17 protein-coding genes and 1 pseudogene are annotated in these 24,849 nt (G+C 59.4%); 10 read left to right on the top strand and 8 right to left on the bottom strand.

The window, feature by feature from the left end; all coding sequences use genetic code 11:
• Positions 1 to 29: 29 nt before the first annotated feature.
• The 3 genes from ACFE72_RS14610 to ACFE72_RS14600 are packed head-to-tail and all read right to left on the bottom strand — an operon-like array spanning position 30 to position 5,699.
• Positions 30 to 3,374: an error-prone DNA polymerase gene (locus tag ACFE72_RS14610; RefSeq protein ID WP_375413820.1), complete on the bottom strand. Its 3,345-nt coding sequence runs from the start codon at positions 3,372 to 3,374 to the stop codon at positions 30 to 32.
• The gene (locus ACFE72_RS14605) at positions 3,371 to 4,972 is read right to left on the bottom strand and encodes a DNA polymerase Y family protein (RefSeq protein WP_375413831.1); all 1,602 of its coding nucleotides are present in this window, start codon (positions 4,970 to 4,972) and stop codon (positions 3,371 to 3,373) included. The genes ACFE72_RS14610 and ACFE72_RS14605 overlap by 4 nt, the downstream gene beginning before the upstream one ends.
• Complete coding sequence (locus tag ACFE72_RS14600) at positions 4,878 to 5,699, bottom strand: ImuA family protein (protein ID WP_375413819.1); 822 nt, start codon at positions 5,697 to 5,699, stop codon at positions 4,878 to 4,880. The genes ACFE72_RS14605 and ACFE72_RS14600 overlap by 95 nt, the downstream gene beginning before the upstream one ends.
• 173 nt (positions 5,700 to 5,872) lie before the next feature.
• Between ACFE72_RS14600 and abiEi the strand changes: the two genes are divergently transcribed.
• From abiEi to ACFE72_RS14575, 5 genes are all read left to right on the top strand, one after another.
• On the top strand, positions 5,873 to 6,484 hold the full coding sequence (abiEi, locus tag ACFE72_RS14595; RefSeq protein WP_375413818.1) for a type IV toxin-antitoxin system AbiEi family antitoxin: 612 nt from the start codon (positions 5,873 to 5,875) through the stop codon (positions 6,482 to 6,484).
• Positions 6,459 to 7,373, top strand: coding sequence for a nucleotidyl transferase AbiEii/AbiGii toxin family protein (locus ACFE72_RS14590; RefSeq protein WP_375413817.1), 915 nt, complete (start codon positions 6,459 to 6,461; stop codon positions 7,371 to 7,373). The genes abiEi and ACFE72_RS14590 overlap by 26 nt, the downstream gene beginning before the upstream one ends.
• 27 nt (positions 7,374 to 7,400) lie before the next feature.
• Positions 7,401 to 8,630, top strand: a complete 1,230-nt coding sequence (locus tag ACFE72_RS14585) for a putative DNA modification/repair radical SAM protein (RefSeq protein ID WP_375413816.1) — start codon at positions 7,401 to 7,403, stop codon at positions 8,628 to 8,630.
• A gap of 97 nt (positions 8,631 to 8,727) precedes the next feature.
• Positions 8,728 to 10,170 (top strand): UdgX family uracil-DNA binding protein, encoded by a 1,443-nt coding sequence (locus tag ACFE72_RS14580; RefSeq protein ID WP_375413815.1) that lies wholly within the window; start codon positions 8,728 to 8,730, stop codon positions 10,168 to 10,170.
• 141 nt (positions 10,171 to 10,311) lie between these two features.
• Complete coding sequence (locus ACFE72_RS14575) at positions 10,312 to 11,118, top strand: hypothetical protein (protein WP_375413814.1); 807 nt, start codon at positions 10,312 to 10,314, stop codon at positions 11,116 to 11,118.
• Positions 11,119 to 11,259: 141 nt separating this feature from the next.
• On the opposite strand, the gene ACFE72_RS14570 is transcribed toward ACFE72_RS14575, so the two are convergent.
• Positions 11,260 to 12,432: a M20 aminoacylase family protein gene (locus tag ACFE72_RS14570; protein ID WP_375413813.1), complete on the bottom strand. Its 1,173-nt coding sequence runs from the start codon at positions 12,430 to 12,432 to the stop codon at positions 11,260 to 11,262.
• Between the two features lie 207 nt (positions 12,433 to 12,639).
• Here ACFE72_RS14570 and ACFE72_RS14565 point away from each other — a divergent pair, with 207 nt between their 5' ends.
• Both ACFE72_RS14565 and ACFE72_RS14560 read left to right on the top strand, forming a co-directional pair.
• Positions 12,640 to 14,259, top strand: a complete 1,620-nt coding sequence (locus tag ACFE72_RS14565; RefSeq protein WP_375413812.1) for a GMC family oxidoreductase — start codon at positions 12,640 to 12,642, stop codon at positions 14,257 to 14,259.
• A gap of 112 nt (positions 14,260 to 14,371) precedes the next feature.
• Positions 14,372 to 14,650, top strand: a pseudogene (locus ACFE72_RS14560) (metallophosphoesterase); the annotation flags it as partial.
• A 108-nt stretch (positions 14,651 to 14,758) separates the two neighbouring features.
• Here ACFE72_RS14560 and hpnO read toward each other — a convergent pair.
• Positions 14,759 to 16,150 carry an aminobacteriohopanetriol synthase HpnO gene (gene hpnO, locus ACFE72_RS14555; RefSeq protein ID WP_375413830.1) on the bottom strand — a complete coding sequence of 464 codons (1,392 nt, stop codon included), beginning with the start codon at positions 16,148 to 16,150 and terminating at the stop codon, positions 14,759 to 14,761.
• Positions 16,151 to 16,288: 138 nt separating this feature from the next.
• Between hpnO and ACFE72_RS14550 the strand changes: the two genes are divergently transcribed.
• Positions 16,289 to 16,942, top strand: a complete 654-nt coding sequence (locus ACFE72_RS14550; protein WP_375413811.1) for a DUF2147 domain-containing protein — start codon at positions 16,289 to 16,291, stop codon at positions 16,940 to 16,942.
• Here the strand turns inward: ACFE72_RS14550 and ACFE72_RS14545 are convergent.
• Positions 16,883 to 19,498: an MMPL family transporter gene (locus ACFE72_RS14545; protein ID WP_375413829.1), complete on the bottom strand. Its 2,616-nt coding sequence runs from the start codon at positions 19,496 to 19,498 to the stop codon at positions 16,883 to 16,885. The two genes, ACFE72_RS14550 and ACFE72_RS14545, sit on opposite strands and share 60 nt — an antisense overlap.
• A gap of 411 nt (positions 19,499 to 19,909) precedes the next feature.
• On the opposite strand from ACFE72_RS14545, the gene ispH reads away from it, so the two are divergent.
• Both ispH and hpnH read left to right on the top strand, forming a co-directional pair.
• Positions 19,910 to 20,836, top strand: a complete 927-nt coding sequence (ispH, locus tag ACFE72_RS14540) for a 4-hydroxy-3-methylbut-2-enyl diphosphate reductase (protein WP_375413810.1) — start codon at positions 19,910 to 19,912, stop codon at positions 20,834 to 20,836.
• A 36-nt stretch (positions 20,837 to 20,872) separates the two neighbouring features.
• Positions 20,873 to 22,030, top strand: coding sequence for an adenosyl-hopene transferase HpnH (gene hpnH / locus ACFE72_RS14535; RefSeq protein WP_375413809.1), 1,158 nt, complete (start codon positions 20,873 to 20,875; stop codon positions 22,028 to 22,030).
• A gap of 74 nt (positions 22,031 to 22,104) precedes the next feature.
• On the opposite strand, the gene ACFE72_RS14530 is transcribed toward hpnH, so the two are convergent.
• Positions 22,105 to 22,860, bottom strand: coding sequence for a phosphorylase (locus ACFE72_RS14530; protein ID WP_375413808.1), 756 nt, complete (start codon positions 22,858 to 22,860; stop codon positions 22,105 to 22,107).
• Positions 22,857 to 24,815, bottom strand: coding sequence for a squalene--hopene cyclase (gene shc / locus ACFE72_RS14525; RefSeq protein WP_375413807.1), 1,959 nt, complete (start codon positions 24,813 to 24,815; stop codon positions 22,857 to 22,859). The genes ACFE72_RS14530 and shc overlap by 4 nt, the downstream gene beginning before the upstream one ends.
• Positions 24,816 to 24,849 lie beyond the last annotated feature (34 nt).

Genomic DNA, 24,849 nt, shown 5'->3' with positions numbered 1-24,849 from the left:
CGAATTCGCCGGTTTGGCATATGGCGCCTTCAATGAAAATCCCGCGAGCGCGGCAGGATACGGACGTCGCGCGGGTGGCGGATTTTCTGAGCCGGATTATCAGGATGTTCGCGGCGGTCATCGTTGAACGGCTCACTCGGCGCCGCGGCGGAAGCCGATACATACCGCCGATCAAGCGTGTCATTGTCTAGATTCATCAGATCAGGCGAACGGTCGAATAACCGATCGGCCACCAGATGGACGACCTTTTCCGGGCTGCTCTGAATGATTCCTTCAATCAGAACCAGCCGCGCGCCCATCACCTCCTTGCGGAAGCGCTCCATCACCTTTGGCCACACCACGATATTTGCAATGCCCGTTTCATCCTCCAGCGTCATGAATACGACGCCATTGGCGCTGCCCGGCCGCTGCCGAACCAGCACCACGCCGGCGCATCGGACGCGCTGCCTGTCATTGGCATGCGAAACCGCTTCGCAGGCGATGACACGTTCTTTCATGAACATCGGCCGCAGAAATTCCATCGGATGGCCTTTCAGCGATAGCCGAATGGTTTGATAATCGGCCACCACCTGCTCCGACAACGGCATCAGCGGCAAAGGACCCGCATGCTCGTCAGGCTGTTCGCGCGCGGCGGCGATTTCAAACAGCGGCAGCGGTACGTCATTCGGCAACCGCCGAACCGCCCAGAGCGCTGCGCGGCGATCGAGGCCGATGGAACGAAACGCATCGGCATCGGCCAGTAAAATCAGCGCGCGTTTTGGCAAACCCGTGTCGCGGGCAAAATCCTCAAGCGAGGTGAAGGGCTTTTTCATCCGCGCGGCCACGATGCGCTCGGCCCAATCCTCGGCTTTCGGCTTACCGTTTTTCTGCCTCAGATAGTCCTCGTCCGGATCAGCCCATTTGAATCCGTCGATCTGGCGAAAGCCGAGCCGGACGGCATGATGTTCCCCGCAGCGTTCCTCCAGCGTATTTTGCGCCTGGCTGAACGAAACATCGATTTCGCACACCTCGACTCGATTTTTGCGGGCATCGCCGACGATCTGCGCCGGTGCATAAAAGCCCATTGGCTGTGAATTGAGCAATCCGCAGCAGAAAGCGTCGGGATGCCAGTATTTGAGCCATGAGGAAACATAGACCAGCTGTGCAAAACTCGCGGCGTGGCTTTCGGGAAAACCGTAACTGCCAAATCCTTTGATCTGGTCGAAGCAGCTTCGGGCAAATACCGGATCATAACCGCGTTCGATCATGCGATTCACCATTCGCTCTTCAAACGTATGCATGGTGCCCACATTGCGGAATGTCGCCATCGCCCGGCGCAGGCCGTTTGCCTCTTCAGAGGTGAATTCCGCAGCCTGCATGGCAATTCGCATTGCCTGCTCCTGAAACAGCGGCACGCCGAGGGTTTTTTCCAGGACGTTCCTCAGTTCGTCTTTGTTGCCACCCTTGGGATAGGGATATTCAATTTCTTCCCGTTTCATTTTCCGGCGTTTCAAATAAGGATGCACCATGTTGCCCTGGATGGGTCCGGGCCGGACGATGGCCACTTCGATCACCAGATCATAAAACGTCCGCGGCTTCAGGCGCGGCAGCATGTTCATCTGGGCGCGACTCTCGACTTGGAACACGCCGAGCGACTCGCCGCGCTGCAGCATCTGATAAACTTCGTCATTATCCTTGGACTTGATATCCGCGAGCTCGTAACGCACACTCTTGTGCTCTGCAATCAAATCAAAGCATTTGCGGATGCAGGTCAGCATGCCCAGCGCCAGCACGTCGACCTTCATCATCTTCAACGCGTCGACATCGTCCTTGTCCCATTCGATGAAGGTGCGGCCGTCCATCGCAGCATTGCCGATCGGAACGTAGGTGTCGAGCCGGTCCTGGGTCAGAACATAACCGCCGACATGCTGCGACAGATGCCGCGGGAATTGAATCAGTTCGGTGGCAAGGTCGACGGCGAGTTCGATCATGGGATTTCGCGGATCGAGCCCAGCCTGTTTGACCTGCATTTCGTTGAGGCCGTTGCCCCAGCTTCCCCATACCGTATCGGCCAGGGCGGTCGTGACGTCTTCCGTTAATCCCAGCGCCTTGCCGACATCGCGGATCGCGCTGCGCGGCCGGTAATGAATGACAGTCGCGATGATCGCGGCGCGATGGCGGCCATAGCGGCGATAGACATACTGCATCACCTCTTCGCGCCGTGCGTGCTCAAAGTCGACGTCGATGTCGGGCGGCTCCAGACGTTCTTTGGAGATGAAACGCTCGAACAGCAGATCGACCTCGGCAGGGTTCACCGAGGTCATGCCAAGCACATAGCACACCGCGGAATTGGCCGCCGATCCCCGGCCCTGACACAGAATGTTCAGCGACCGCGCATGGCGGACAATGTCGTGCACGGTAAGGAAATAATGCGCGTATTTAAGCTCCGCGATCAGATCGAGTTCTTTTCGAAGCGTGGCTCGCAACGTCGCATCGATTCCTTGCGGAAAATATCGATCGGCTCCCGCCCAGGTCAGGTCTTCCAGATGCTGTTGTGCGGTCTTGCCTGGCGGCACCGGCTCGTCGGGATATTGATATTTGAGCTGATCCAGGGAAAACGCGATACGCTCGGCAAAGCGCATGGTCTCCGTAATTGCTTCCGGCAGTTTGCGAAACAGCCTCGCCATTTCATGAACCGGCTTGAGATGCCGTTCGGCATTGGCCTCAAGCCGCCTTCCAATGGCTTCGATCGTCGTCTTTTCTCTTATGCAGACGAGAACATCCTGCAAAGGACGGCGCGCTGGATCATGATACAGCACTTCGTTGGTCGCCAGCAAAGGTACGCGGGCGGTTGCCGCGATGCGCTGCAGCCGCATAAGACGCCGCTCGTCGTCGCCGCGATACAGCAAACTTGCCGCAAGCCAAACGCCGTCCGCGCCGCTGTGCTGCAATTGATCCAGAATTTTGAGCGTTTTCCTGGTCTCGAAGCGATGTGGCACTATCAGGATCAGAAGCTGGCCTGTAGCGAAATCCAGGAGGTCATCGAGTTTTAAATGGCACTCGCCCTTCTTGGTATCATCCCCCCGTTTGCCCAGCGTCAGCAATTGGCAGAGCCGGCCATAGGCTGCGCGATCTTTGGGATAGAGCAGAATGTCCGGCGTATCGTCGGAAAAGACTATTCGCGAGCCAATCAGCAATTTCGGCTTGTGTTTCACCTTAGGATTTTCAAGTTCATTGTATGCGCGCACCACTCCAGCCAGCGTGTTGTGATCGGCAATTCCAATGACAGGTATCTGCAGTTCGCTCGCCTGGTGCACATATTCCTGCGGGTGCGAACCGCCGCGCAGGAATGAAAAATTCGTGGTAATGCCGATTTCGGCATAAGATGTCGTCATGCGAACAATCCATGCACAAACCAACCCGGCGCAACGGCTTCACCATCTTTGACGATTTCGCCATATAGCCCGTTCCGATAAAGCCAGAACCGTGTTCCCGCCTCATCCTCGACCCGAAAATAATCGCGTGTCGGCATCATTTGTCGCGCGTGCCACCACTCCATTGCGACACGCTCCGGACCTTCCGCGCGAACGATCGTGTGCGATGCGCAACGCCATTTGAAACGTTTCGGTGGTTTGTCAGGAATCTCCGCAAACAGCACCTCTATCGGCTCCGGCCGCTCGAACAGCCGCAGCGGCCGCTGCGGCGGCTCGCCCTCGACGCGGGCCGGCCAAGCGGCAAGCGTTGCGGCGGTTAGATGATGCTGCGCCGGCGCCTCCCAGGCCGCGCGTTCCGGAATGTGGGAGTCTTGCGGCAGATGGACGACCACGCGCCGCCCGCCGATGCGCGCGGCAATGCGGTCGATCAGCGCCGTCAGTTCGTCATTATCGTGCACATGGGCATCAAGGTCGTGCTGTTGCTGCACCATGATTTCGGTGCGGCCGGCGGACAATCTAACAAGATCGAAACCGAAACCGGGATCGAGCGGATCGCTCAATGCATCAAGCCGCTCGCGGAACAGGCGGTCGATCATCTCAGCCTTGGTGACGGGCTGTCCGGTTTCTACCGTAATCGCGCGCACCGCGCCGTCGGTGCGGAAGAAACTCGCCGTCAGCCGTCGCGCACCTTTGCCTTGTTTCTCCATCGCCTTGACCAGCATCTGTGCCAGCCTGGATAATGTCGCCGCTATCACCTCGCCGGTGGAAACCGGTTCGGCGAACCGCTTCTCCACGATATAGTCCGGCAGCGGCTTGCGCGGGCTGATCGGCGCATTGCCCTGTCCCAGCGCCTGCTCTAGCAGGGCTGTAAAGCCAGCGCCGAATCTTGCGGTTATCTCGTGGCGCGCGCGCGAGGCGACATCGCCGATGGTTTTCAATCCGGCCCGGCGCAGGCCACGGGTGATCGTATCGTCAGCGCCGAGTGCGAACACCGGCAGTGGTTTGACACTGTCTGCTTCCTCGCCATCGCCAACGATGCGCCCATGGACATGACGGTTCATGGTTCGCGCGCAGATCGAGGTGGCGGCAATCGCGGCACTGACGGCAAAGCCCTGCCGCGTCAGCGCACTGCATACCATTTGCATCAGCGCGGCCTCGCCGCCGAACAGATGCGCGCAGCCGGTGATGTCGAGGAACAGTCCGTGCGGAGAATCCAGCGCCACCAGAGGCGTGAAGCGGTCGCACCAGTCAGCGATGGCATTCAATGCCTGCGCATCCGCGACTTGATCGGCGTCGAACACCTGCACATCAGGACACACGGCGCGGGCATTGGCCAGCGGCAGGCCGACATCAAGGCCGAGACGCGCTGCGACGTCGTCAAGCGCGGAAATCTGTAGCGCGTTGTTTTGTTTTGCGACGACGATGCATGGAAGACCGTTAGGGTCTCTTTTTGACGCATTCTCTTCAAGCGAACCGGTGCCCGCTTCGCTTGAAAACGCTTCCGTCGCGGCGTTGCGCGAAAACTGCCGCTTGATGCGGTCGGTCGGCAGGCGCGGCAACCACAGGCCGAGGATGCGCCGGCGCTTCACGGAAAAGGCACTCATCACATTTCCATTCCATGATCCAATGGCCAACGGGGCCATGACGGTTGCGGACAAGTTGGATATCGAGCATGGAGGCGCCCCACGCGCTCCAGGGAACGGCGGGCGGCGAATGCGCCGCGCGTACGATCCATCGCGTTTCCGCCGTCGAGGGCATTGGCGCGGCTGCCATCCGCAGCATCAGGCCGGTAACCCCCGACATACGCGCGGCCAGCGTCAGCTTGCGGCTGGCAACGAGATCGAATTGCCCCGTCTCCCCCCAGATTTCCAGCACCACGGCGCCGAGCGCATCGCATGCCAGCGCATCGGCTGACGCGCGCAACGTGGTTTCCACGTCGGGAGCGCGCACCATTACCAGCAGGCGCGGGTCGAGGCCGAGCTCGCTCCATCCGCTCATCGACAGCGCCCCGGATTCCACTTCGGTGAAATCTTGCCGCACCCATAATAGCGGCCGCCGCGCGCTGATGCGCCGCGCCAAGCCCGCGATAAAACCTGTGGCCGCTGCACTCTGCCTGCCTTCGGCGAACACCTCATGCATCGCACCTAGCGCAAGTCCGCCCTGCAGCGCTGCATCGGCCCCGGCGTGGCCGAGCGCTACCCGGGCCGGGGCGGTGCCGTCGTGGGTTTCAATGCGCTCGATGCTGTCGCGCAAAGCCGCAAGCATGCGTATGCGTGCGCCGGTCATGCGGTCGCTCCTGGAAAGATGTGGCCGATTTCAGCTCCGCAGAGAAACTAGAAGCTGGCTCATTTGTTCATGATATGTTCTAATATAAAGCTAAGATCGTTGTGAGAGTCAATCGGAAGTATGGAACTTCACGGTTTGCTGGAGCGGCTGACTTCTCAACATCCAACGTAAGCATGTCTGAAATTACCATGATAACTGGCGTCAACCTTATGAAGCGAAAAGATCTCAATCGCAAATTGTCTCATGCCGATGCCGATGGCGTGTGGGCGTTCACTCCATCCAGCTTTTCAGCGCTTATGGGGGGCATCAAACCTGATTATTTGAAATTGATGATGAAACGCCTGGCGGATCAAGGCGTCCTCACCCGTGCAGTACGAGGGGTTTATGTTAATCCACATGCCCGATCTCGCCCGTCCGACGTCCGACGCGCGCTTCTCAGATTTCTTCGACCCCGGGAAATCAATTACGTCAGCCTGGAATCGAAACTTTCCGAAGCTGGAGCGATCTCGCAGAGATCGACCGCACTAACCTGCATGACAACCGGATCCCAGGGCCGATTCGAAACGCCTTGGGGTACGATCGAATTCACCCATACCGATCGAAAAATCAGGATCGGAGTGGACGTCATCGCACGGGACGACGGAACATTGGAGGCAACCATGCGAACTGCGCTGCGTGACTTGCGCCGCGTGGGCAGAAACCATGATGTGATCGATGCCAAAACCCTTACCGAGGCCATCTCGAAGGAAGAGAGCCGTGATGAGCAACAAAGCTGCAGGCCTTAAGAGTGCCATCGACGCCTTCATCCGGCGCCGCGGGATCGAGGTGGACATGGATCAGAACCTAATGAAGGAGGTTATCCACCTCCATCTCCTGTCCGCGCTTTCAGAAGCCGGCGTGCTTCAGCACGTGGTGTTTCGGGGAGGCACCGTGCTGCGTCTGTGCTGCGGTGGCGAGTGTTACAGCGAAGATCTCGACTTCGTGGCTGGAGGGGCCGGCTCGTATCCGAAGAACATTGATTTCGATGGTCTTGTCGATAAGGCCATGGAGACGACGAAGCGAACCCTGCAGCGCAACTTCGACATCGATGCTGGACAGATCACCCTGAAGCGCCCTGCCCGATCCCAGCCTGTCGAGGAAAACGGCGTCAACGTCTCAACATGGCAGATCGTGATCCCCGTGAACCCAACGCAGCGAGCGCCGATGTCCCGCATCAAGATCGAATTCGCCAACGTGCCGTCCTACGACTTCAAACCTGTCGCACTCGGCGTCGCGCCAGGCCTGGTGCAGATCCAGGATGTGATCCTCAATACCGAAACCCCCAACGAAATTCTGGCGGACAAGGCCGTCGCCCTGACGTCAGGAACTGCCCTAAAATTCCGCGACGTCTGGGACGTTTGGTATCTCGTCAACAAGCTGGGCGCGGCGGCAAACCGGGAGATGGTTCTGAAAAAATTCGCCGACTACGGCACCACCGATGTCAAGGTCAAAGCGACCGCCAAGCTCGACGAGCTGGCCTGTGAAACAACGGCGACGGAATTCTATGCCGAGATGAAACGTTTCCTTCCGTCAGCACGAGTTGCACAGATGTCGCAGATGAATCTGCATCATACAATGCTTTCGGAAAGTGCCGATCTCATTCGCACGACCGTCTTTGCCCCGGCATCTCCTTAGTTTTGATTGGGCCAAAGGAATTCATCGATGGACGTGCAGCGCAAGCTGGAAATTCTGGCCGATGCCGCCAAATACGATGCTTCGTGCGCTTCCAGCGGCACTGAGAAGCGGGATTCCCGCGATGGCAAGGGCCTTGGATCGACCGCACCGGGCATGGGCATCTGCCATTCCTATGCACCGGATGGACGCTGCATCTCGCTGTTGAAAATCCTGCTGACCAATGCCTGCAACTACGACTGCCTCTATTGTGTCAACCGCGCCACCAGCAACGTGCCGCGCGCACGCTTTACCGTTAATGAGGTAGTGCAGCTGACGCTCGACTTCTATCGCCGCAACTATATCGAGGGGCTGTTTCTGTCATCGGGCATCATCCGCAATGCCGATTACACCATGGAGCAGGTGGTAAGCGTGGCTCGCAGCCTGCGAGAACAGCATCACTTCCGCGGCTATATTCACCTAAAGACCATTCCCGAAGCCGACGACGCGCTGATCACGGAGGCCGGCAAATATGCCGACCGTCTCAGCATCAATATCGAGGTGCCCGAGGAAGCAAGCCTGGCGAAGCTGGCGCCGGAGAAAGACATGCGCGCGATCAGGCGCACCATGGGCCGGCTGCGGCTCAAGCTTGATGAGGCAAAAGAAAACGCCAAAAGCAAAAACGCGCGGCGCTTCGCGCCGGCAGGACAGAGCACGCAGATGATCGTCGGAGCCGATGCTGCGTCCGATCAGACCATTCTCAACACCAGCGCCAACCTTTATGGCTCCTACGATCTCAAGCGCGTATATTATTCCGCATTCAGTCCGATCCCCGATGCCAGCCGCGCGCTGCCGCTGCTTGCGCCGCCGCTGGTCAGGGAACACCGGCTCTATCAAGCCGATTGGCTGATGCGGTTTTATGGATTCAACGCAAGTGAAATTGTCGAAGACGGGCGTGGCATGCTGCCGCTCGACATCGACCCAAAACTGGCGTGGGCGCTGCGCCACCGGGGTCGCTTTCCGCTCGATGTCAATCGCGCCAGTCGGGAGGATCTGCTGCGCGTACCGGGCTTCGGCGCCAAGGCCGTCGATCGCATCATCGCCACGCGGCGCGTAACCTCGATCCGCGCGGCGGACCTCGCCCGGCTGCATATTCCCCGGAACAAGGCGCTGCCTTTCATCATTCTCTCCGATCACCGGCCCTCGCCGCATCTGCTGGACAGCGCGAGGCTGGTGGAACGGTTTCGTCCGAAAGCAACGCAGCTCCGATTTGGATTCTAACCGTCATGGTGGGAACGGGAGCGAAACAATCCGGAGGCGCGCCGAAGCACTCGATTGTTCCGTCGCTCCGCTCCTCGCAATGACGAAGGGAAGATCGATGCACTTCATCCCGCTGACGAGCGAAACCGACTTCGAGAGCTGGCGCAAAGCGGCGCGGGCCTTGGCGCTGAACGATGTAACGCCGGCCGACGTAACGTGGACGGTGGCGGGCAATGAGCCCGAATTGTTCGAACCATCCACCCCAGCGCCACTCCTCGAGACGCCTCGCCGCACCTTCAACGTGTCTGCCAAGTTCGTCGAATTAGCGCAGACTGCCATTCTGCATCGGAACTCCACGCGTTTTGCAATCCTGTATCGGCTGCTATGGCGGCTGCGGAGCAACCACGATCTGCTTGATGTTGCGATCGATCCTGATGTCTCGCAGGTCGCGGCGATGGCTAAGGCGGTACGCCGCGATGAGCACAAGATGCATGCCTTCGTCCGCTTCCGCGAGGTCGGATGCGAACGTGAGTCGCATTTCATTGCCTGGTTCGAGCCGGAGCATCACATCGTCGAACTCGCCGCGCCGTTCTTCGCGCGGCGCTTTGCCGACATGGCTTGGTCGATCCTGACCCCGGACATTTGCGCGCATTGGAACGGCCATGCCGTCTCGTTCACGCCCGGTGTCAACAAATCGCACGCGCCGTCGCAAGACCGGCTGGAGGAAACCTGGCGGCGTTATTATGCCAGCATTTTCAATCCGGCTCGGCTGAAGGTGAAGGCGATGCAGGCCGAGATGCCGAAGAAATATTGGCGGAACTTACCCGAGGCCTCGTTGATTAAGCCTCTGATCGCCGGCGCCGGACGCGCGACCGGCGACATGATCGCCAATGCCGCCACGGAACCGCATAAATCGCAGAAACGGCCGCCCATGCCACGCAAGCATTTAGCGCCTGGCGACGACGTCGACGCCCTTCGCGAGGAAGCCAAGGGCTGCCGTGCCTGTCATCTCTGGAAAGATGCAACCCAGACCGTGTTCGGCGAAGGCCCGCAGCATGCTTCGGTGATGCTGGTCGGCGAGCAGCCCGGCGACAAGGAAGACCTAGCCGGAAAGCCATTTGTGGGGCCGGCCGGCCAGATGCTCGACCGCGCGTTGCGGGAAGCCGGCGTTAACCGCGAAAAGGTGTATGTCACCAACGCGGTAAAACATTTCAAGTTTGTGCCGCGCGGAAAAATTCGCCTGCACCAGAAGCCGAATACCCTGGAGATCAAGGCCTGCCGGCAGTGGTATGAGCGCGAACGGGCTTCGGTCAAACCCGAACTGGTGGTAGCAATGGGCGCCACCGCAGCGCAAAGCGTGTTCGGAAAGATCACGCCGATCAACAAGTCGCGCGGCCGCCTGATCGAACTTGAGGACGGCACCAAGGCGCTGGTGACGGTGCACCCATCCTACCTGCTGCGGCTGCCGGATGAAGCCGCAAAGGCAAGAGAGTATGAGCGCTTTGTCGATGATTTGAAGATCGTCGCAGCGCAGATAAAGAAGGCGGCGCGGGCGGCTTAATGCCGTTCCCGGACGTTCCCGCTTCTCCCTGGGTGGGATCGGCATTGCTCTGAACAGCCGAAGTGCGGCAAAAAAGCCACCGCAAGGAGCCTTGGGCCGTTATGCTGGGGTAGAAGACAGTACAACCCGCGTTGATGTCAGATGCTCCAACCACGGCTCCTCCTCCGCTCAGGCACTGCCGTTTCAATTTTCATCCATCTGGCGGCGCTGACCGTTGGACTTGGCTACGCTGGCGTGCGGCCGTTTGAAACGAAGCCGGTCCAGCCTATCACGGTCGATCTCGTTTCGTCCGACAAGGTCAAGTCTGCGACGACGGAGGTCGCGCCGAAGACGCCATCAGCTGAAATTCCCGACCTTTCCGCAAAAGACCAGGCTATTCCATCGTTGGCGTCACCTCAGTCCGCGCAACCGGCAGCACCATCACCGCATCGCGCGAATCCGAAGTCCAATGTGCGCCAAGGCGCTCTGCCCGCTGCGGCACAGCTACCTGCACCGGCACCTCCGGCGCAACCCGCATCACCTTGGTTGCCAACCTTCACTGGAGGCGCTCAGCCGGATGTCAGCGTCAAATATCAGGTGAATCTGGGGCTGTCGCCGCTGCCCGGCAGCGATTTCGACGCACCGGCCATGAGCATTGCCAAGATCGAGATCAGCGACATCGGCAAGTTCCGTGAATACCTGAAAACCTGTTCGATCCTGCCTGCAGGAATCACACCGGCCGACAAGGTTAGGATTGTCATCCGGGCGGCTTTCATTCCGGACGGGCACCTGCGCACCGTGCCGCTGCTGATCGAGGCCAGCGCATCCGCCAAGGGACCGTCGCTAATGCAAGCCGCCATCAAGGCGCTTCAGGAATGTCAGCCTTACAGCGTGCTTCCGGCAGACAAATACGACGAATGGAAAGTGCTCGATCTCAGCTTCACGCCGGAGGATTTTGAGGGCGGATAGTATTTCATCCCGTCATGGCCGCGCTTGACCCTACTGGATTCCCACATCTCATCATACGCAGGCTTGACCCGCGTATCCATCCCCTTTGGCAGACTCTTTTAAAGGATGGATTGCCGGGTCAAGGCCGCGCATGACGGCCTCTCATGCCGCCAGCGTGTTCTCCACCAGCTTGATCCAGTACGAGGTGCCGTAGACGATGGCGTCGTCATTGAAGTTATAGGCCGGATGATGCAGCCCGGCGCTGTCGCCATTGCCGCAGAAGATGAATGCGCCAGGACGCGCCTCCAGCATGTAGGAGAAGTCTTCGGCACCCATCATCGGCGGCATTTCATGAACGTTGGCATCACCAGCGATTTCCTTTGCCACCTGGGTCGCGATATCCGTTTGCGAGGCGTGATTGACCGTCACCGGATAGCCGCGCTCGTATTCAAGATCAATTTTTGCGCCCGTAATCTGGGCGACCCCGGCTACGATTTCGCGCACCCGCTTCTCAATCAATTGCCGGACTTCCGGATTCAATGTCCGGACCGTGCCTTTCAGTTCGGCAGTCTGTGGTATCACGTTACGGGCGTTGCCGGCGTGAAATTCACAGATCGAAATGACGGCCGATTCCAGCGGATCAACGCCGCGCGAAACGACAGACTGCAGTGCGGTAATGAGTTGTGCGCCGACCAGGACGGAATCGATGCATTTGTGCGGACGCGCAGCATGGCCGCCCAATCCTTCGATGTGAATATCGATGCTATCGGTGGCAGCCATGATCGGCCCCGAACGGATTGCAAACGAGCCGAGTGGGATTCCCGGACCGTTGTGCATTCCATAGACCTGATCGATGGCAAAGCGGTCCATCAGTCCATCCTTGATCATGGCGGCGGCGCCGGCGCCACCCTCTTCCGCCGGCTGAAAAATCACAACGGCATCGCCCGCGAAATTCCGGGTTTCCGCGAGATACTGCGCAGCACCGAGCAGCATCGCGGTGTGGCCATCGTGGCCGCAGGCGTGCATTTTGCCGGATGTCTTGGAGGCGTAGGGCAGCTTGGTTTCTTCCTCGATCGGCAGCGCATCCATGTCCGCGCGCAGGCCAATGACCTTGAGGTCGGCCGTCGCGGCCGGCTTGCGGCCCTTGATGACCCCAACCACACCGGTGCGGCCGAGACCTGTTGCAACTTCATCGCAACCAAATTCCCTCAACCTGTCAGCCACGAATGCTGCGGTGCGATGCACATCGTACAGCAATTCGGGATGAGCATGGATCTCCCGGCGCCATGCCATGATATCCGGTTGCAGATCGGCGACACGATTGATAATGGGCATGACACGTCTCGGTCAGGTCAGGTTGTTTCGCCCTGTCTAGCACGCTCGCGCGCGTCGCCCAACATGCTCTCGCAGTTGGTGGTCTGAAACGTTCTATCGTCATGGTCGGGCTTGTCTCGGCCATCCACGTCTTGTTTGCTGCAGAAGACGTCGATGCCGGGCCAAGGCCGGGCATGGCGAGGTGGTGTAACGGCCTGGATGTTGGAAATGCCGAAACAGATCGAGGGCGATTTCGACTATATTGTGGTGGGTGCCGGAACAGCCGGCTGTATCGTCGCTAACCGGCTTTCGGCCAATCCAGCCAGCCGGGTTTTGATCCTGGAAGCCGGCGGTGACGATAACTGGATCTGGTTTCATATTCCGGTAGGCTACCTGTTTGCGATCGGCAACCCGCGCTCGGACTGGATGTTCAAGACGGAACCCGAACCCGGTCTCAATGGCCGGGCGCTTGCCTATCCCAGAGGCAAGGTGATTGGCGGCTCCTCCGCGATCAACGCCATGATCTCCATCCGAGGCCAGGCCGCCGACTATGATCACTGGCGCCAGCTTGGATTGACTGGCTGGGGCTATGACGACGTGCTGCCGGCGTTCCGGCGACTGGAAGATCATTTCCTCGGGGACAGCGAGCATCATGGCGCCGGCGGCGGTTGGCGAATCGAAGCGCCGCGGCTGTCCTGGAAAATTCTCGACGCGGTTGGGGATGCCGCGGCTGAAATGGGCATCCGTAAGATCCGCGATTTCAACACCGGCGACAACGAAGGCGTCGGGTATTTCCATGTCAACCAGAAGCGCGGTCGGCGCTGGTCTTCGGCGCGAGGGTTTCTGAAACCGGCGTTGGCACGGCGCAACCTGCGTCTTGAAAAGAACGTGCTGGTCGATCGTCTGATCGTCAAGAACCGTCGCGCGGTCGGGGTGCGTTTCATTCAGCGCGGCCAGATCGTCGAGGCCCGCGCCAGCGGCGAAGTCATTCTCTGCGCCGGCTCGATCGGATCAACGCAGGTGCTGCATCGTTCGGGCGTCGGTCCTGCGGACTGGCTGGCGCCGCTTGGCATCGAAACCGTGCTCGACCGCCAGGGCGTCGGGCGCAATCTGCAGGACCACCTGCAGCAGCGCGCGATCTACAAGATCGAAGGTGCACGTACGCTCAATGAAACCTACTATTCATTGTTCCGGCGCGGCGTCATGGGCCTCGACTATGCGTTCCGCCGCCGCGGGCCGCTGACCATGGCGCCGTCCCAGCTCGGTATTTTCACGCGATCCGATCCGCATCGCGAGCGCGCCAACATCCAATTTCACATACAACCGCTGTCGCTCGACAAGTTTGGCGATCCGCTGCATCGCTTTCCCGCCATCACCGTCAGCGCCTGCAACCTGCAACCGACGTCGCGCGGCAGCGTTCGGCTTCGCAGCGCCAGGCCGAATGACGCGCCATCAATCGCCCCGAATTACCTTTCAACGGATGAGGACCGCGAGGTTGCAGCCGACGCGATCCGCACCACCCGACGGCTGATGCAGCAGGAAGCACTTAAGCCATACCATCCGCAGGAATTTCTACCGGGCGCATCGGTCGGCGACGACGAGGCCTCGCTGGCAAAGGCCGCCGGCGATATTGGCACCACGATCTTTCATCCCGTCGGCACCGCCAAAATGGGCGCGGCCTCGGACCGTTTTGCCGTGGTGGACGAGCGGCTGCGATGTCATGGAATCGCAGGCCTGCGCATCGTCGACGCTTCCGTGATGCCCACGATCACCTCGGGCAATACCAACACTCCTACCGCAATGATCGGCGAAAAGGGCTCTGCGATGATAATCGAGGATTCGCGGTAATCAATCACGCGATCGTCATTGCGGCAGCGCCGATTGATTGATGCGCCGGGAATAAACCTCCGCCCTCCCCGATCAGGTCCGTGAACCCAATTAAGGGTGCATGGAGCTGGTGATGAGCGATCACGATGAAACCTGCGGCGTCACCCGACGCCGGGCGTTGGAATGCAGGAGATGGGCCGGCACCGGTATGCTGTGGACCATTTCCGGTGGGGTGCCGCGCTCGCTGGGCCTCGTCGGCTCGGCGCAGGCCGAACCGGCCGGCCTGACATTCCTGCAGATCAGCGACAGCCATGTCGGCTTCGGCAAGCCGGCTAATCCGAATGCCATCGGCACGCTCGAAGAGGCGATCGGCAAGATCAAATCGATGCCGGTAAAGCCGTCCTTCATGATTGACGGATTTCAGCGAGAAATTTGAAGCTGCAATGCGCACGCGTGGGACGGGGTAAGACTTTAAAATCGTCGTTGCGAGCAATCCAGAGCCAGGAGTAAGACGGCGCGCTCAGGCCGATTTACGGATCGCGTTGTCTACCAGCGTCTTGCCCAGCGACCAGATCGCCCCTGGAACCTTGTGGCTGTCGGAGATGACGGAATTGAAGGCGGTTTCGATCCAGTTGCAATCTTCATCCGTGATGGTCAGCGGCGGCAACAGCTTGATGGTATGGCTACCATGGCCGGCGACCTGGGTAAGGATCTTGTGATCCTTGAACAGCGGCACGGTGATGAGCTGGCAGAACAGCCCCTTGTTGGCGGTCTCAAGCACGTTCCACGATGCCTTCAGCCGCAACGACTTCGGCGGGCCGAATTCCACGCCGATCATTAGGCCTTTGCCGCGGACCTCCTTCATCAATTCGAAGCCAGGAACCATCCGGGTCAAAGCCAGCCGAAGTTCGGCGCCGCGCTTTGCCGCGTTCTCGACCAGTTTTTCGGACTTGATCACCTCAAGGGTCGCAATACCCGCCGCCATCGCAAGATCGTTTTTCGCGAAGGTCGAACCGTGCACGACAGCGCGGTCCATCTGATTGAATATCTTGTCGAAGATGTGCTTGCGCGTCAGCAGTGCGCCGACCGGGACATGGCCGCCAGATAGCGCCTTGGCGAGCAGGACCATGTCCGGTTCGACGTTCCAGTGCTCACATGCCAGAAAGCGTCCGGTGCGGCCGATACCGGTTTGAATTTCGTCGGCAACTAGCAGCGTGCCATAGCGCCGGCACAGCGCCGCCGCGCCCGGCAGAAATTCGTCCGTCGGCATATTGACGCCTTTGCCCTGGATCGGCTCGACCACGAAGGCGGCGACTTGGCGCGACGACAGCGCCTTTTCAAGCGCTGCGAGATCGTTGAAGGGGATCGACATACAATCCGGCAACAGCGGTCCGAAGCCGGCCCGGAAATTGGTGTCGCCGGTCAGGGAGAGCGCGCCATACGACAGCCCGTGGAACGCGTGATCGCAGTAGACGATTCCCGGCCGCCCGGTCGCGCAGCGTGCGAATTTGACCGCAGCTTCGACACATTCGGCGCCGGAATTCGCAAAAAAGACTTTATCAAGATAAGGCACGTAACCGAGCAGGCGCTCTGCGAGAATGCCGGCAAGCGTAGAGACGTCCAACTGCACGAGATTGGGCAGATCGCTGTCGAGAACGCCCTTCAATACTTCGCGAAGTACCGGATGGTTCCGCCCGATCGCAAAAACGCCAAAACCACTCAGTAGATCCAAGTAGCGGGCACCGACCCGATCAAACAGGTACTGGCCTTGACCTTTCTGGAAGCCAACATCGTAACCAATCGTCTTGAGGACGCGGACCAGTTGTTCGTTGAGATAACGCGAATGCATGGAACTCCGCTGCGCCTGGCGGTCCACAAACATCTCGGAAACGTCTAGATTAGGATATAGCATCAGATACATACTTCGGTTGGTGGTCGTTTCGTCAACTGAAAACGCACAATGCGGCGTTTTGCCCCCAAGTCCCGGTCATCTACTTAAGCATAGGGTCGAACCATGTTGCACTGCCCACGAAAGCGTACGCGTACCCTCATGTACTACGGATTAGGTTGCGGAGTAGTTTTAACAACGACTTTAGGAACAGCCTTCGCCGCCGATCCGACCGGCGACTGGAAAGTCGCGGACGAAGTGGCCAACATCCGCGTCGCCGAATGCAACGGGAGCATGTGGGGTGTGGTTGCATGGGAGAAGACACCCGGGGGTCGCGATAAGAACAATCCCGATGTTTCGCTGCAGAGCAGGCCAACCTTGGGCATGCCGATCCTCCTGGACATGAAGAAAAAGCCCGGCGTAGAGCAGTGGGAAGGCCAAGTATATAACGCCAAGGATGGAAAGCTCTACAGTTCGACGATCAAGCCGATCGGTTCAGATCAGCTTGAGATTCAAGGCTGCGTCCTGGGATTTCTGTGCGGCGGCGAAACCTGGACCCGGGTCGCACCCCCGATTCCGAGCAGCCCTTCCAATAGCATGGCCAAGGGAATGTCGAAATCGGGGGGGATCAAGACGACCGGTCTGCCAGGCCAACCAGGTCCGAAAGCTGTTGCACCGCCGCCGCCGCCTGCAGTCCCCAGGACGACCGGGTCGACTGGTCAGAAGGCCGTCCCCGGCCAAAAGACCGCGGCGGCCTCAGGTGATGTCGTCGGCGATATTTGTCTCCTCCCTGACATCGCGCGGTTTGCCCATTAGCGCCGGCTGGAACAGCAACACCGCTGCAAGCGTGGTAACGAGCGACAACGCCAGCAACTTGCCCATACTCGCAGTGCCCGGATGGCTCGACAGCCAGAGGCTTCCGAATGCCGTGGCCGTGGTCATCGCGCTGAAAAAGATGGCTCGGGTCAGGCTCGATTGCAGCAGGTTCGTTCGCCCGGAGCGCCACGCTGTAACGTAATAGATCTTGAACGCGACGCCGACGCCGAGCAGCAGCGGCAACGCTACGATGTTGGCGAAGTTCAAGGGCAGTCCGATCAGCACGCAGATTTCCAATGTGACCGCACCCGCCACCAGCAACGGCACCAGGGTCAGCAGCACATCCGTGATTCGCCGCAGTGCTAGCCAGAGCAACAGGCTGATCGAGAGCAGCGCCCAGATCCCGGCATGAATAAAGGCTTTTACAACAGTCTCGCCGGATTTGAGGATCGATACTGGTCCGCCGATCGCATTTGGTTCCGCGGCAAGCACCGCGGCGGCAAACTTGCGCAGCGTCTCGTTATCGTCCGGGTCGCCGCGCGGCAGCGCTTCGACGCGCGTTACGCCTTCCTTGGTTTGCCATGACCGCACCAAGTCAGGCGGGAGCGTCTTGAGATTGACGGGTTGCGCCTGAAGCAAGAGCTTCAGCTGTTCGATCATGATCTTGAGCGGATTCACAAAGACCGCCTGTACCTTGTTTCGCATGGATTCATTGGAATCGGCCAGTTTTGCCAGCGCATCGGCAAGACGCCGCGCCGCCGCCGCGCCTTCACCCTTGCCGTCGCCGGCCGTCTTACGCAGGCTATCCGCAGCTCCCTTCAATGAGGTAACGTTCTCTTCGTCGGCAGGCGGCGCATCAACCGAATCAGGGGTCAGCGCCGGATTGAGAGTTTTGGCGCCTTGCGCGATCAGCTTAAGCTTGGCTGGCTGATCGGTCGGAACAAAACTGTCCAACGACATAGTGCGCAGCACTTCCGGGACCTTTCCGAGATGCGCCTCGATCTTGCGCGCGTCGTCTTCCGACTTACCCATGACGTTGACGGCGCTGGCCCCCGTATTCGGATCTTTCCGGAGATCGAGATAGGTGGCGATCGACTCCACGTTGGCGTTTCTTAAATGAATCGGATTGAAATCGAACTTGAGATAGTACAGCGCCGGCATGCCGGCGACGGCGACCAGAAGTGTGCCGACGATAATCGCGATGCGATGTTTTTCCAGGAAATGATCGACCGGCGCCAAAAAGGCATACCCGACCGGCTCTTTTTCGCCCGGCGGATTGAGCAGATTCAACAGCGCGGGAAGTACGGTGACGCTCGCCAGGAACGCGATCATCATGCCGACGCCGGCAATCTTGCCAAGTTCGGAAATACCCTTGTAGTCGGTCGGCAGGAACGACAGGAATCCTGCAGCGGTCGCCATAGCCGCCAGCGACAGCGGAACCGCAGAGCGGTGAGCCGCGCTTACGAGTGCGGCTTCGAGATCGTCGCTTTTGAAGCGCTCCGAACGATAGCGCACGCTGTACTGGATACCGAAATCAACGCCAAGGCCAACGAACAGGACGGCAAATGCGATCGAAAGCAGATTGAGCGAGCCGACCATCATCAGGCCGGCGGCGGTCGTCACCGAAAGGCCGACAAACAGCGTGGCGAATACCGCAAAAATAATCTTCGAGGAGTGCAGCGCCATCCATAAGATGAACAGCACCACCAGTACGGTGCCGACCCCATTGATGATGGCGCCATCCTGGACGGTCGCGAACTCTTCATTGGCGGTAGGGACTGGCCCGGTCAGCCGCACCCGCGCGCCGTATTCGCCCGCCAGATTTAGATCCCGGGCGGCTTGTCTGATTGCGTCGGTCGCGTCCTTGCCTGGTTCCAGCGCGTTGAAATCGAGAATCGGCCTGAATTCGATGAAAGACCGACGATCGGCATCTGACGGCGGCTTGTCATTGACGAGTTCGCGCCATGAAAAACTTCCGGATCCGGTGTTCAATACGTTCTCGACGGTCTCAGCAATCCTCGAGAACGGTTTCACCGTGCTGTCCAGTTTGACTTCGCCGCGCTTGACCCCTTGCAAGCCGGTTTCCAACGCGCCGGTCAGACCACGTAAACTCGGATCGCCGGCCATGATCTCAATCAGGGGTGCCGCCGCTTCGAACTGGCCGGTTACCTGGGCGACTTCCTCTTTTGACAGAAACAGGAGACCATTCTTTTGAAAGAACTCGCTATCGTTCAGCGATCGGACCGAATCGAAATTTTTGGTGTCGCTGGAAAGCCTCTCGATGAGCTTGGCGCTGGCGGCGCTGGCAAATTCCGGCGACGGAGCATCCACCACGGCCAGAATCATTCGCTCCTGTTCGAAAGCTTTTTCGAACGCGTTGTCGCGCTTGCGCCAATCGAGGTCGGGAGAAATCAGCGTGTTGATGTCGGTGTTGATGGCGAAATTTCGAGCCGTGTAGAAACCAGCCCCTACCGCAAGGACGAGTGCGAGCAGAACAGTCAGAAGGGCAAACCGGGTGCAGTTTTTGACAATTGATACAATTAGGCTTGTTAGCACAATTTCTCTTTCTATCTGCCAGGTCTGCTTGAACGCCACGGATATACCGGGGTTCCGGAACCTGAGCTGGTGGTTGAATACACTTCTCTCAACGCCGCGGTAAGGTGGCCGAGGGTGCTGCGATACTGCCCGGTGGTATAGTCGGGATTGCTGAGCCGTAAAATGACGAACGAGTGAGATTGTGACGTACCCGATATTAATGTTATGCTGTAAAATAATACCTATGATGGACGGTCGTAGCAATCTGATCCTGATCCATCTTTGCTTTCGCGAGTAATTTTGTCACAACGTCCTCGGTCCTCCATGCACGTGAGGCATGGGTTCGAGCGAATTGGTGCGGATATTGCACATATTTAAGGCTATGGTGTGAGTCAATCATGAGCGTGGTGCAGTTTGCTTAACGGTCGCCCTATGGACGTATTTCTGGCACAGCCCCGTGGCTTTTGCGCCGGTGTCGTCCGCGCCATCGAAATCGTCGAGCGTGCGTTGGAAAAATATGGTCCCCCGGTCTACGTGCGCCACGAGATCGTACACAACAAATACGTCGTGGAGAGCCTGAAGGGAAAAGGCGCGATTTTTGTTGAGGATTTGTCGGAAGTTCCTCCCTATGCGGTCACCGTCTTCAGCGCCCACGGCGTGGCGAAAAGCGTCGAACAAGAAGCCGTTTCCCGTAGCCTGCCTGTTTTGAATGCAACCTGCCCCTTGGTGACAAAGGTCCACAATCAGGGCAAGCGGTATATGTCGAAGGGTCGTGCCTTGATCCTGATCGGACATGCCGGCCATCCGGAGGTCGAGGGAACCATGGGACAGGTTCCCGGTCCCGTCGTCCTGGTTCAGAATGTAGATGATGTCGCCGCCCTGACCTTGCCCGCCTATACCCCGGTGGCTTACATTACCCAGACGACACTCAGCGTCGACGATACCAAGGACATCATCGCTGCGTTGCAAGCCCGTTTTATCGACATCCAAGGCCCGGACATCCGGGATATCTGCTATGCGACACAGAACCGCCAATCTGCTGTAAGAGACCTCAGCAAGCTCGTGGATGTAATCCTGGTGGTAGGGGCGGCCAATAGTTCCAACTCGAACCGGCTTCGCGAAATCGGCACCGAGGTCGGTGTTGCGAGTTATTTGATCGCTGACGGCAGCGAGCTCAATCCGGAGTGGTTGAAAGGCGCGAAAGCCGTAGGCATCACGGCTGGCGCCTCGGCGCCGGAAGTTCTTGTCGACGACGTCATCGAGGCTCTGCGGCGCATCGGGCCGGTTGCGGTTTCCGTGCTGCCGGGACGGGAAGAAAACATTGAATTCCGGCTTCCAGCCGAACTAACTGCGGGCTGATATACTCTCGACTCGAGTCTAGAAAGAAAACTTGTAATGGCAATACCGTTCTTCAAAGAGCTCCGCATCGGCGGCTATCTGATCAAGCAGAAACTGGCGGGCCGAAAGCGCTACCCGCTTGTGCTGATGCTGGAGCCGTTGTTTCGCTGCAACCTTGCATGCGTCGGCTGCGGCAAGATCGATTATCCCGATGCGATCCTGAACCGCCGTATGTCAGCGCAGGAATGCTGGGACGCAGCGGACGAATGCGGCGCACCGATGGTGGCGATCCCCGGCGGAGAGCCGCTCATTCACAAGGAAATCGGCGAAATCGTGCGCGGACTCGTGGCACGGAAGAAATTCGTCTCGCTTTGCACCAACGCGCTGCTGCTGGAAAAGAAGCTCGATCTGTTTGAACCGTCGCCTTATCTATTTTTCTCGGTCCACCTCGACGGCCTGAAGGAGCACCACGACAAGGCGGTGTCGCAGAAGGGCGTGTTCGATCGCGCGGTGTCGGCGATCAAGGCTGCCAAGGCCCGTGGCTTCACGGTGAACGTCAACGCGACGATCTTCGATGGTCACGCCGCGGAGGAGATTGCAAAATTTCTCGACTTCACCACCGAACTTGGAGTCGGCGTCTCGATGTCACCCGGCTATGCCTATGAGCGCGCGCCGGACCAGGAGCATTTCCTCAACCGCACCAAAACCAAGAAGCTGTTCCGCGACGTCTTTGCGCTCGGCAAGGGCAAGAAGTGGAATTTCATGCACTCCGGACTGTTTCTAGACTTTCTAGCCGGCAATCAGGATTTCGAATGCACCCCGTGGGGCATGCCGGCGCGTAACATTTTTGGCTGGCAGAAGCCGTGCTATCTGCTGGGCGAAGGCTATACCAAGACCTTCAAGGAGTTGATGGACACCACGGACTGGGAAACCTACGGCACCGGCAAGTATGAGAAATGCGCCGACTGCATGGCGCATTGCGGTTACGAGCCGACCGCAGCCAACGCCGCGCTGACCAACCCGTTGAAGGCCATGTGGGTGGCCTTGCGCGGGATTCGCACCACCGGACCAATGGCGCCCGAGATCAATCTCGATAACCAGCGTCCGGCGCAGTATATCTTTTCAGCCGAGGTGCAGAAGCGCCTGTCAGACATTCGCCGCGACGAGGCAGCAGCGGCCGCAGCCAAGCAACAAAAAGCCTCGACAGCGGCATGAGTTGTGCCAAAACTCACCTTATCGCGATGAGAGTTCGGACAAAGCGATTAGCCGTTCGACCTGCGCGTGGGAACTTAGGCGATGGCGGGCACTTCCCCGGCATCCTCCACGACGAGGCTCTCACCGCCTAACAGGAAGCCTCGGCAACCGCGCAAGGACCGTAGCGCCCGATTGAAATCGAGCCCGGTTGAAACCATCGCCCGCAAGGTCAGCGGATTTCGCGCGAGTCCGCGCAGCAGCTTGCGCAGATCGATATTGCCGTCGGGCTTGATTGCGTTAGCTGCCAGCGCCGGCAGCGCGCGGCCGGCCGGATCGCTGATTACGCGCAGCGCCGCAAACGGAAGGCCTGTAGCGGCGGCATAATCGGCGGCGATGTGGCTCTCCATATCAACGGCAACCGCGCCGGTTTCCGACCGCAGCGCCGCCTTGCCGCCTTGAGCCCCGATGACTTCTTCGACGCCAACAAGTCCGCCTTGGACGACGCGTCGCCGTCCCAGCCCCGTACCCGCGATAAGTTCTTCGCTCAGCGCGAGGCCGGCCAGCCAGCGCGAGGCGCCGGCCATGACTTCGGTGGCCACCACTACGTCGCCGGATTTCAGAGTCGGGTCGAGGCCGCCTGCGATGCCAAAGCTGATGACGCCGCGCACGGTCAAGGGGTCAATGCCCGCCAGAAGCGAGCGCAACTGCCGCGGATCGCTGCTGCTGCAGATAACAGTCATGCCGGGCCCACGCGCGATGCGGGCTTCCTGCACAAGACCGGTCACGATCAATACCGGCCGCGGGTCAAACGAAGTGCCCACGGACGCGGCAGTCCCCGCCCCCAAATTCACATTCCAACCCCTACCACCCTACTATTGGTGCTCCTTAGATTCCGATACCGTGCCACCGCCCAGAGCGGAAAAAACTTCGAGTAGCCATGATAGCGCAGATAAAACACCCGAGGAAAGCCCGTTGCCGTGTAGCGCTGCTCGTCCCACAGACCTTTTTGGGTCTGTGTGCTTATTAGGTACTCTATGCCACGTGCGACCGCCGGATGATCGACCTCGCCCGCCGCCATTAATCCAAGCAAGGCCCATGCCGTTTGCGAGGCCGTGGTGGGCGCGCCGTCAAATCCCTTATAGTCGAGTCGGTAGCTGGTCGCATCCTCGCCCCAGCCGCCGTCGCCGTTCTGGATCGACACCAGCCAGTCGACAGCCTTGCGCATCATCGGATCCTGATGGCTGATCCCGACCGCATTGAGCGCACACAGCACCGACCAGGTGCCGTAGATGTAGTTCAATCCCCAGCGGCCGTACCATGAGCCTTCGGCCAGTTGGCTCCGACGCAGATAGTCGACGCCTGCCGCGACCGCGGGACTGTCATGAATGGTTTGCCCGAGCTGAGCCAACATGGAAACGCAGCGCGCCGTCACGTCGTCGGTGGGCGGATCGAGCAGCGCGCCATGGTCAGAAAACGGAATGTTGTTCAGATAGTATTCAAGATTGTCGGCATCGAACGCGGCGAAGCCGCCGTCCCGGCTTTGCATGCCTTCGATCCACTCGCGGCCGCGCTCGATCGCAGCATCGTATTTACCGTTCATCTGGCCGCGTCGCGCGCGATCCATCGCCATCACGACCACGGCGGTATCGTCGAGGTCGGGATAATAGGCATTGTTGTACTGGAACGCCCAGCCGCCGGGCCGCACGTCGGGACGCTTCACCGCCCAGTCGCCTTTGAGATTCAGTTCCTGCCTGGGAAGCAGCCAGTCCAGGCCCTGTCGGGCCGGACCCGAAGCTTCGCCCCCTGCTTCCAGCAAAGCATGGCAGGTGAGCGCGGTGTCCCACACCGGTGAGACGCAGGGCTGGCAATAGGCCTCGTCTTCGCGCATGACCAGAAGCAGATCGAGGGCTTTGCGCGTAACCGCGCGGGGCGGATAGTCTGCACCCTTGCCGAGTGCTTCGTACATCATCACGGCGTTGGCCATTGGCGGATAGATCGCACCCAGCCCGTCCTCGCCGTTAAGCCGCTCCTCGACGAATGCGACGGCGGCATTTATCGCGCGCGCGCGCAGCTTCTTCGGAAACAGCGGCTCGATCGTCCGCAGTACGATGTCCAGCCCGCGGAACAGCGTGAACCAACCCCAGCTTTGATGCGGCGCCTTTGCCGTCATGCCGATCGATCGCGGATCCTGCAGAAACAGTTCGTCGATTCCGACACCGATCTCGTTTCGCGCGCGCGGTTTGAGTGCAGCAAGCACCATCAGCGGCACGACGGTGGTTCGCGCCCAATAGGAAATCTTGTTGATATGGAACGGTGACCACATCGGCAGCAGCATGATCTCCACCGGCAGCACCGGCACGCTGCGCCAGCTCATGACGCCAAACATCGCCAGCATGAAGCGCGTGAACACGTTGCTGTTGATACCGCCGCCATGTGACAGAATCGCCTCGCGCGCCCGCATCATGTGCGGCGCATCGGGTGAGTCACCGATCATCTTGAGCGCGAAGTAGGATTTTACGCTGGCGCTCATGTCGAAATTACCGTCGTGAACCAGTGGCCAGCCACCATGGGAACCCTGCACACGACGTAGATAGTTCGCGATCTTGGCTTCCAAAGCTGCATCGGCCGGCTCGCCGAGATAATGGCGCAGCAACACATATTCGGCAGGGATGGTGGAATCCGCTTCCAGCTCAAACACCCAATGGCCGTCGGGTTGCCTGAGGCCGAGCAGCGCACGCGTCGCCGCGGTGACGCTGTGCTCGAGCGCGACGTTGTCGGGACCGGGTCTGGTACGATCGGAATCCATTATGCTCGCTGTCTATCAGTGTTGGGCTTGCAGT

This window comes from uncultured Bradyrhizobium sp., assembly GCF_964252615.1.
GTDB lineage: Bacteria > Pseudomonadota > Alphaproteobacteria > Rhizobiales > Xanthobacteraceae > Bradyrhizobium.
The sequence above is the reverse complement of the archived record's forward strand: the minus strand, read 5'-3'. Positions and strand labels throughout refer to the sequence as shown.

Excerpts from the sequence above, each read along its gene's own strand:
- ACFE72_RS14610 (WP_375413820.1), bottom strand. The coding sequence starts at position 3,374 with ATGACGACATCTTATGCCGAAATCGGCATTACCACGAATTTTTCATTC.
- ACFE72_RS14550 (WP_375413811.1), top strand. The coding sequence starts at position 16,289 with ATGTACTACGGATTAGGTTGCGGAGTAGTTTTAACAACGACTTTAGGA.
- ispH (WP_375413810.1), top strand. The coding sequence starts at position 19,910 with ATGGACGTATTTCTGGCACAGCCCCGTGGCTTTTGCGCCGGTGTCGTC.
- ACFE72_RS14585 (WP_375413816.1), top strand. The coding sequence starts at position 7,401 with ATGGACGTGCAGCGCAAGCTGGAAATTCTGGCCGATGCCGCCAAATAC.
- shc (WP_375413807.1), bottom strand. The coding sequence starts at position 24,815 with ATGGATTCCGATCGTACCAGACCCGGTCCCGACAACGTCGCGCTCGAG.
- hpnO (WP_375413830.1), bottom strand. The coding sequence starts at position 16,150 with ATGCTATATCCTAATCTAGACGTTTCCGAGATGTTTGTGGACCGCCAG.
- ACFE72_RS14580 (WP_375413815.1), top strand. The coding sequence starts at position 8,728 with ATGCACTTCATCCCGCTGACGAGCGAAACCGACTTCGAGAGCTGGCGC.
- ACFE72_RS14565 (WP_375413812.1), top strand. The coding sequence starts at position 12,640 with ATGCCGAAACAGATCGAGGGCGATTTCGACTATATTGTGGTGGGTGCC.
- ACFE72_RS14600 (WP_375413819.1), bottom strand. The coding sequence starts at position 5,699 with ATGACCGGCGCACGCATACGCATGCTTGCGGCTTTGCGCGACAGCATC.
- ACFE72_RS14570 (WP_375413813.1), bottom strand. The coding sequence starts at position 12,432 with ATGCCCATTATCAATCGTGTCGCCGATCTGCAACCGGATATCATGGCA.
- ACFE72_RS14590 (WP_375413817.1), top strand. The coding sequence starts at position 6,459 with ATGAGCAACAAAGCTGCAGGCCTTAAGAGTGCCATCGACGCCTTCATC.
- ACFE72_RS14575 (WP_375413814.1), top strand. The coding sequence starts at position 10,312 with ATGCTCCAACCACGGCTCCTCCTCCGCTCAGGCACTGCCGTTTCAATT.
- hpnH (WP_375413809.1), top strand. The coding sequence starts at position 20,873 with ATGGCAATACCGTTCTTCAAAGAGCTCCGCATCGGCGGCTATCTGATC.
- abiEi (WP_375413818.1), top strand. The coding sequence starts at position 5,873 with ATGTCTGAAATTACCATGATAACTGGCGTCAACCTTATGAAGCGAAAA.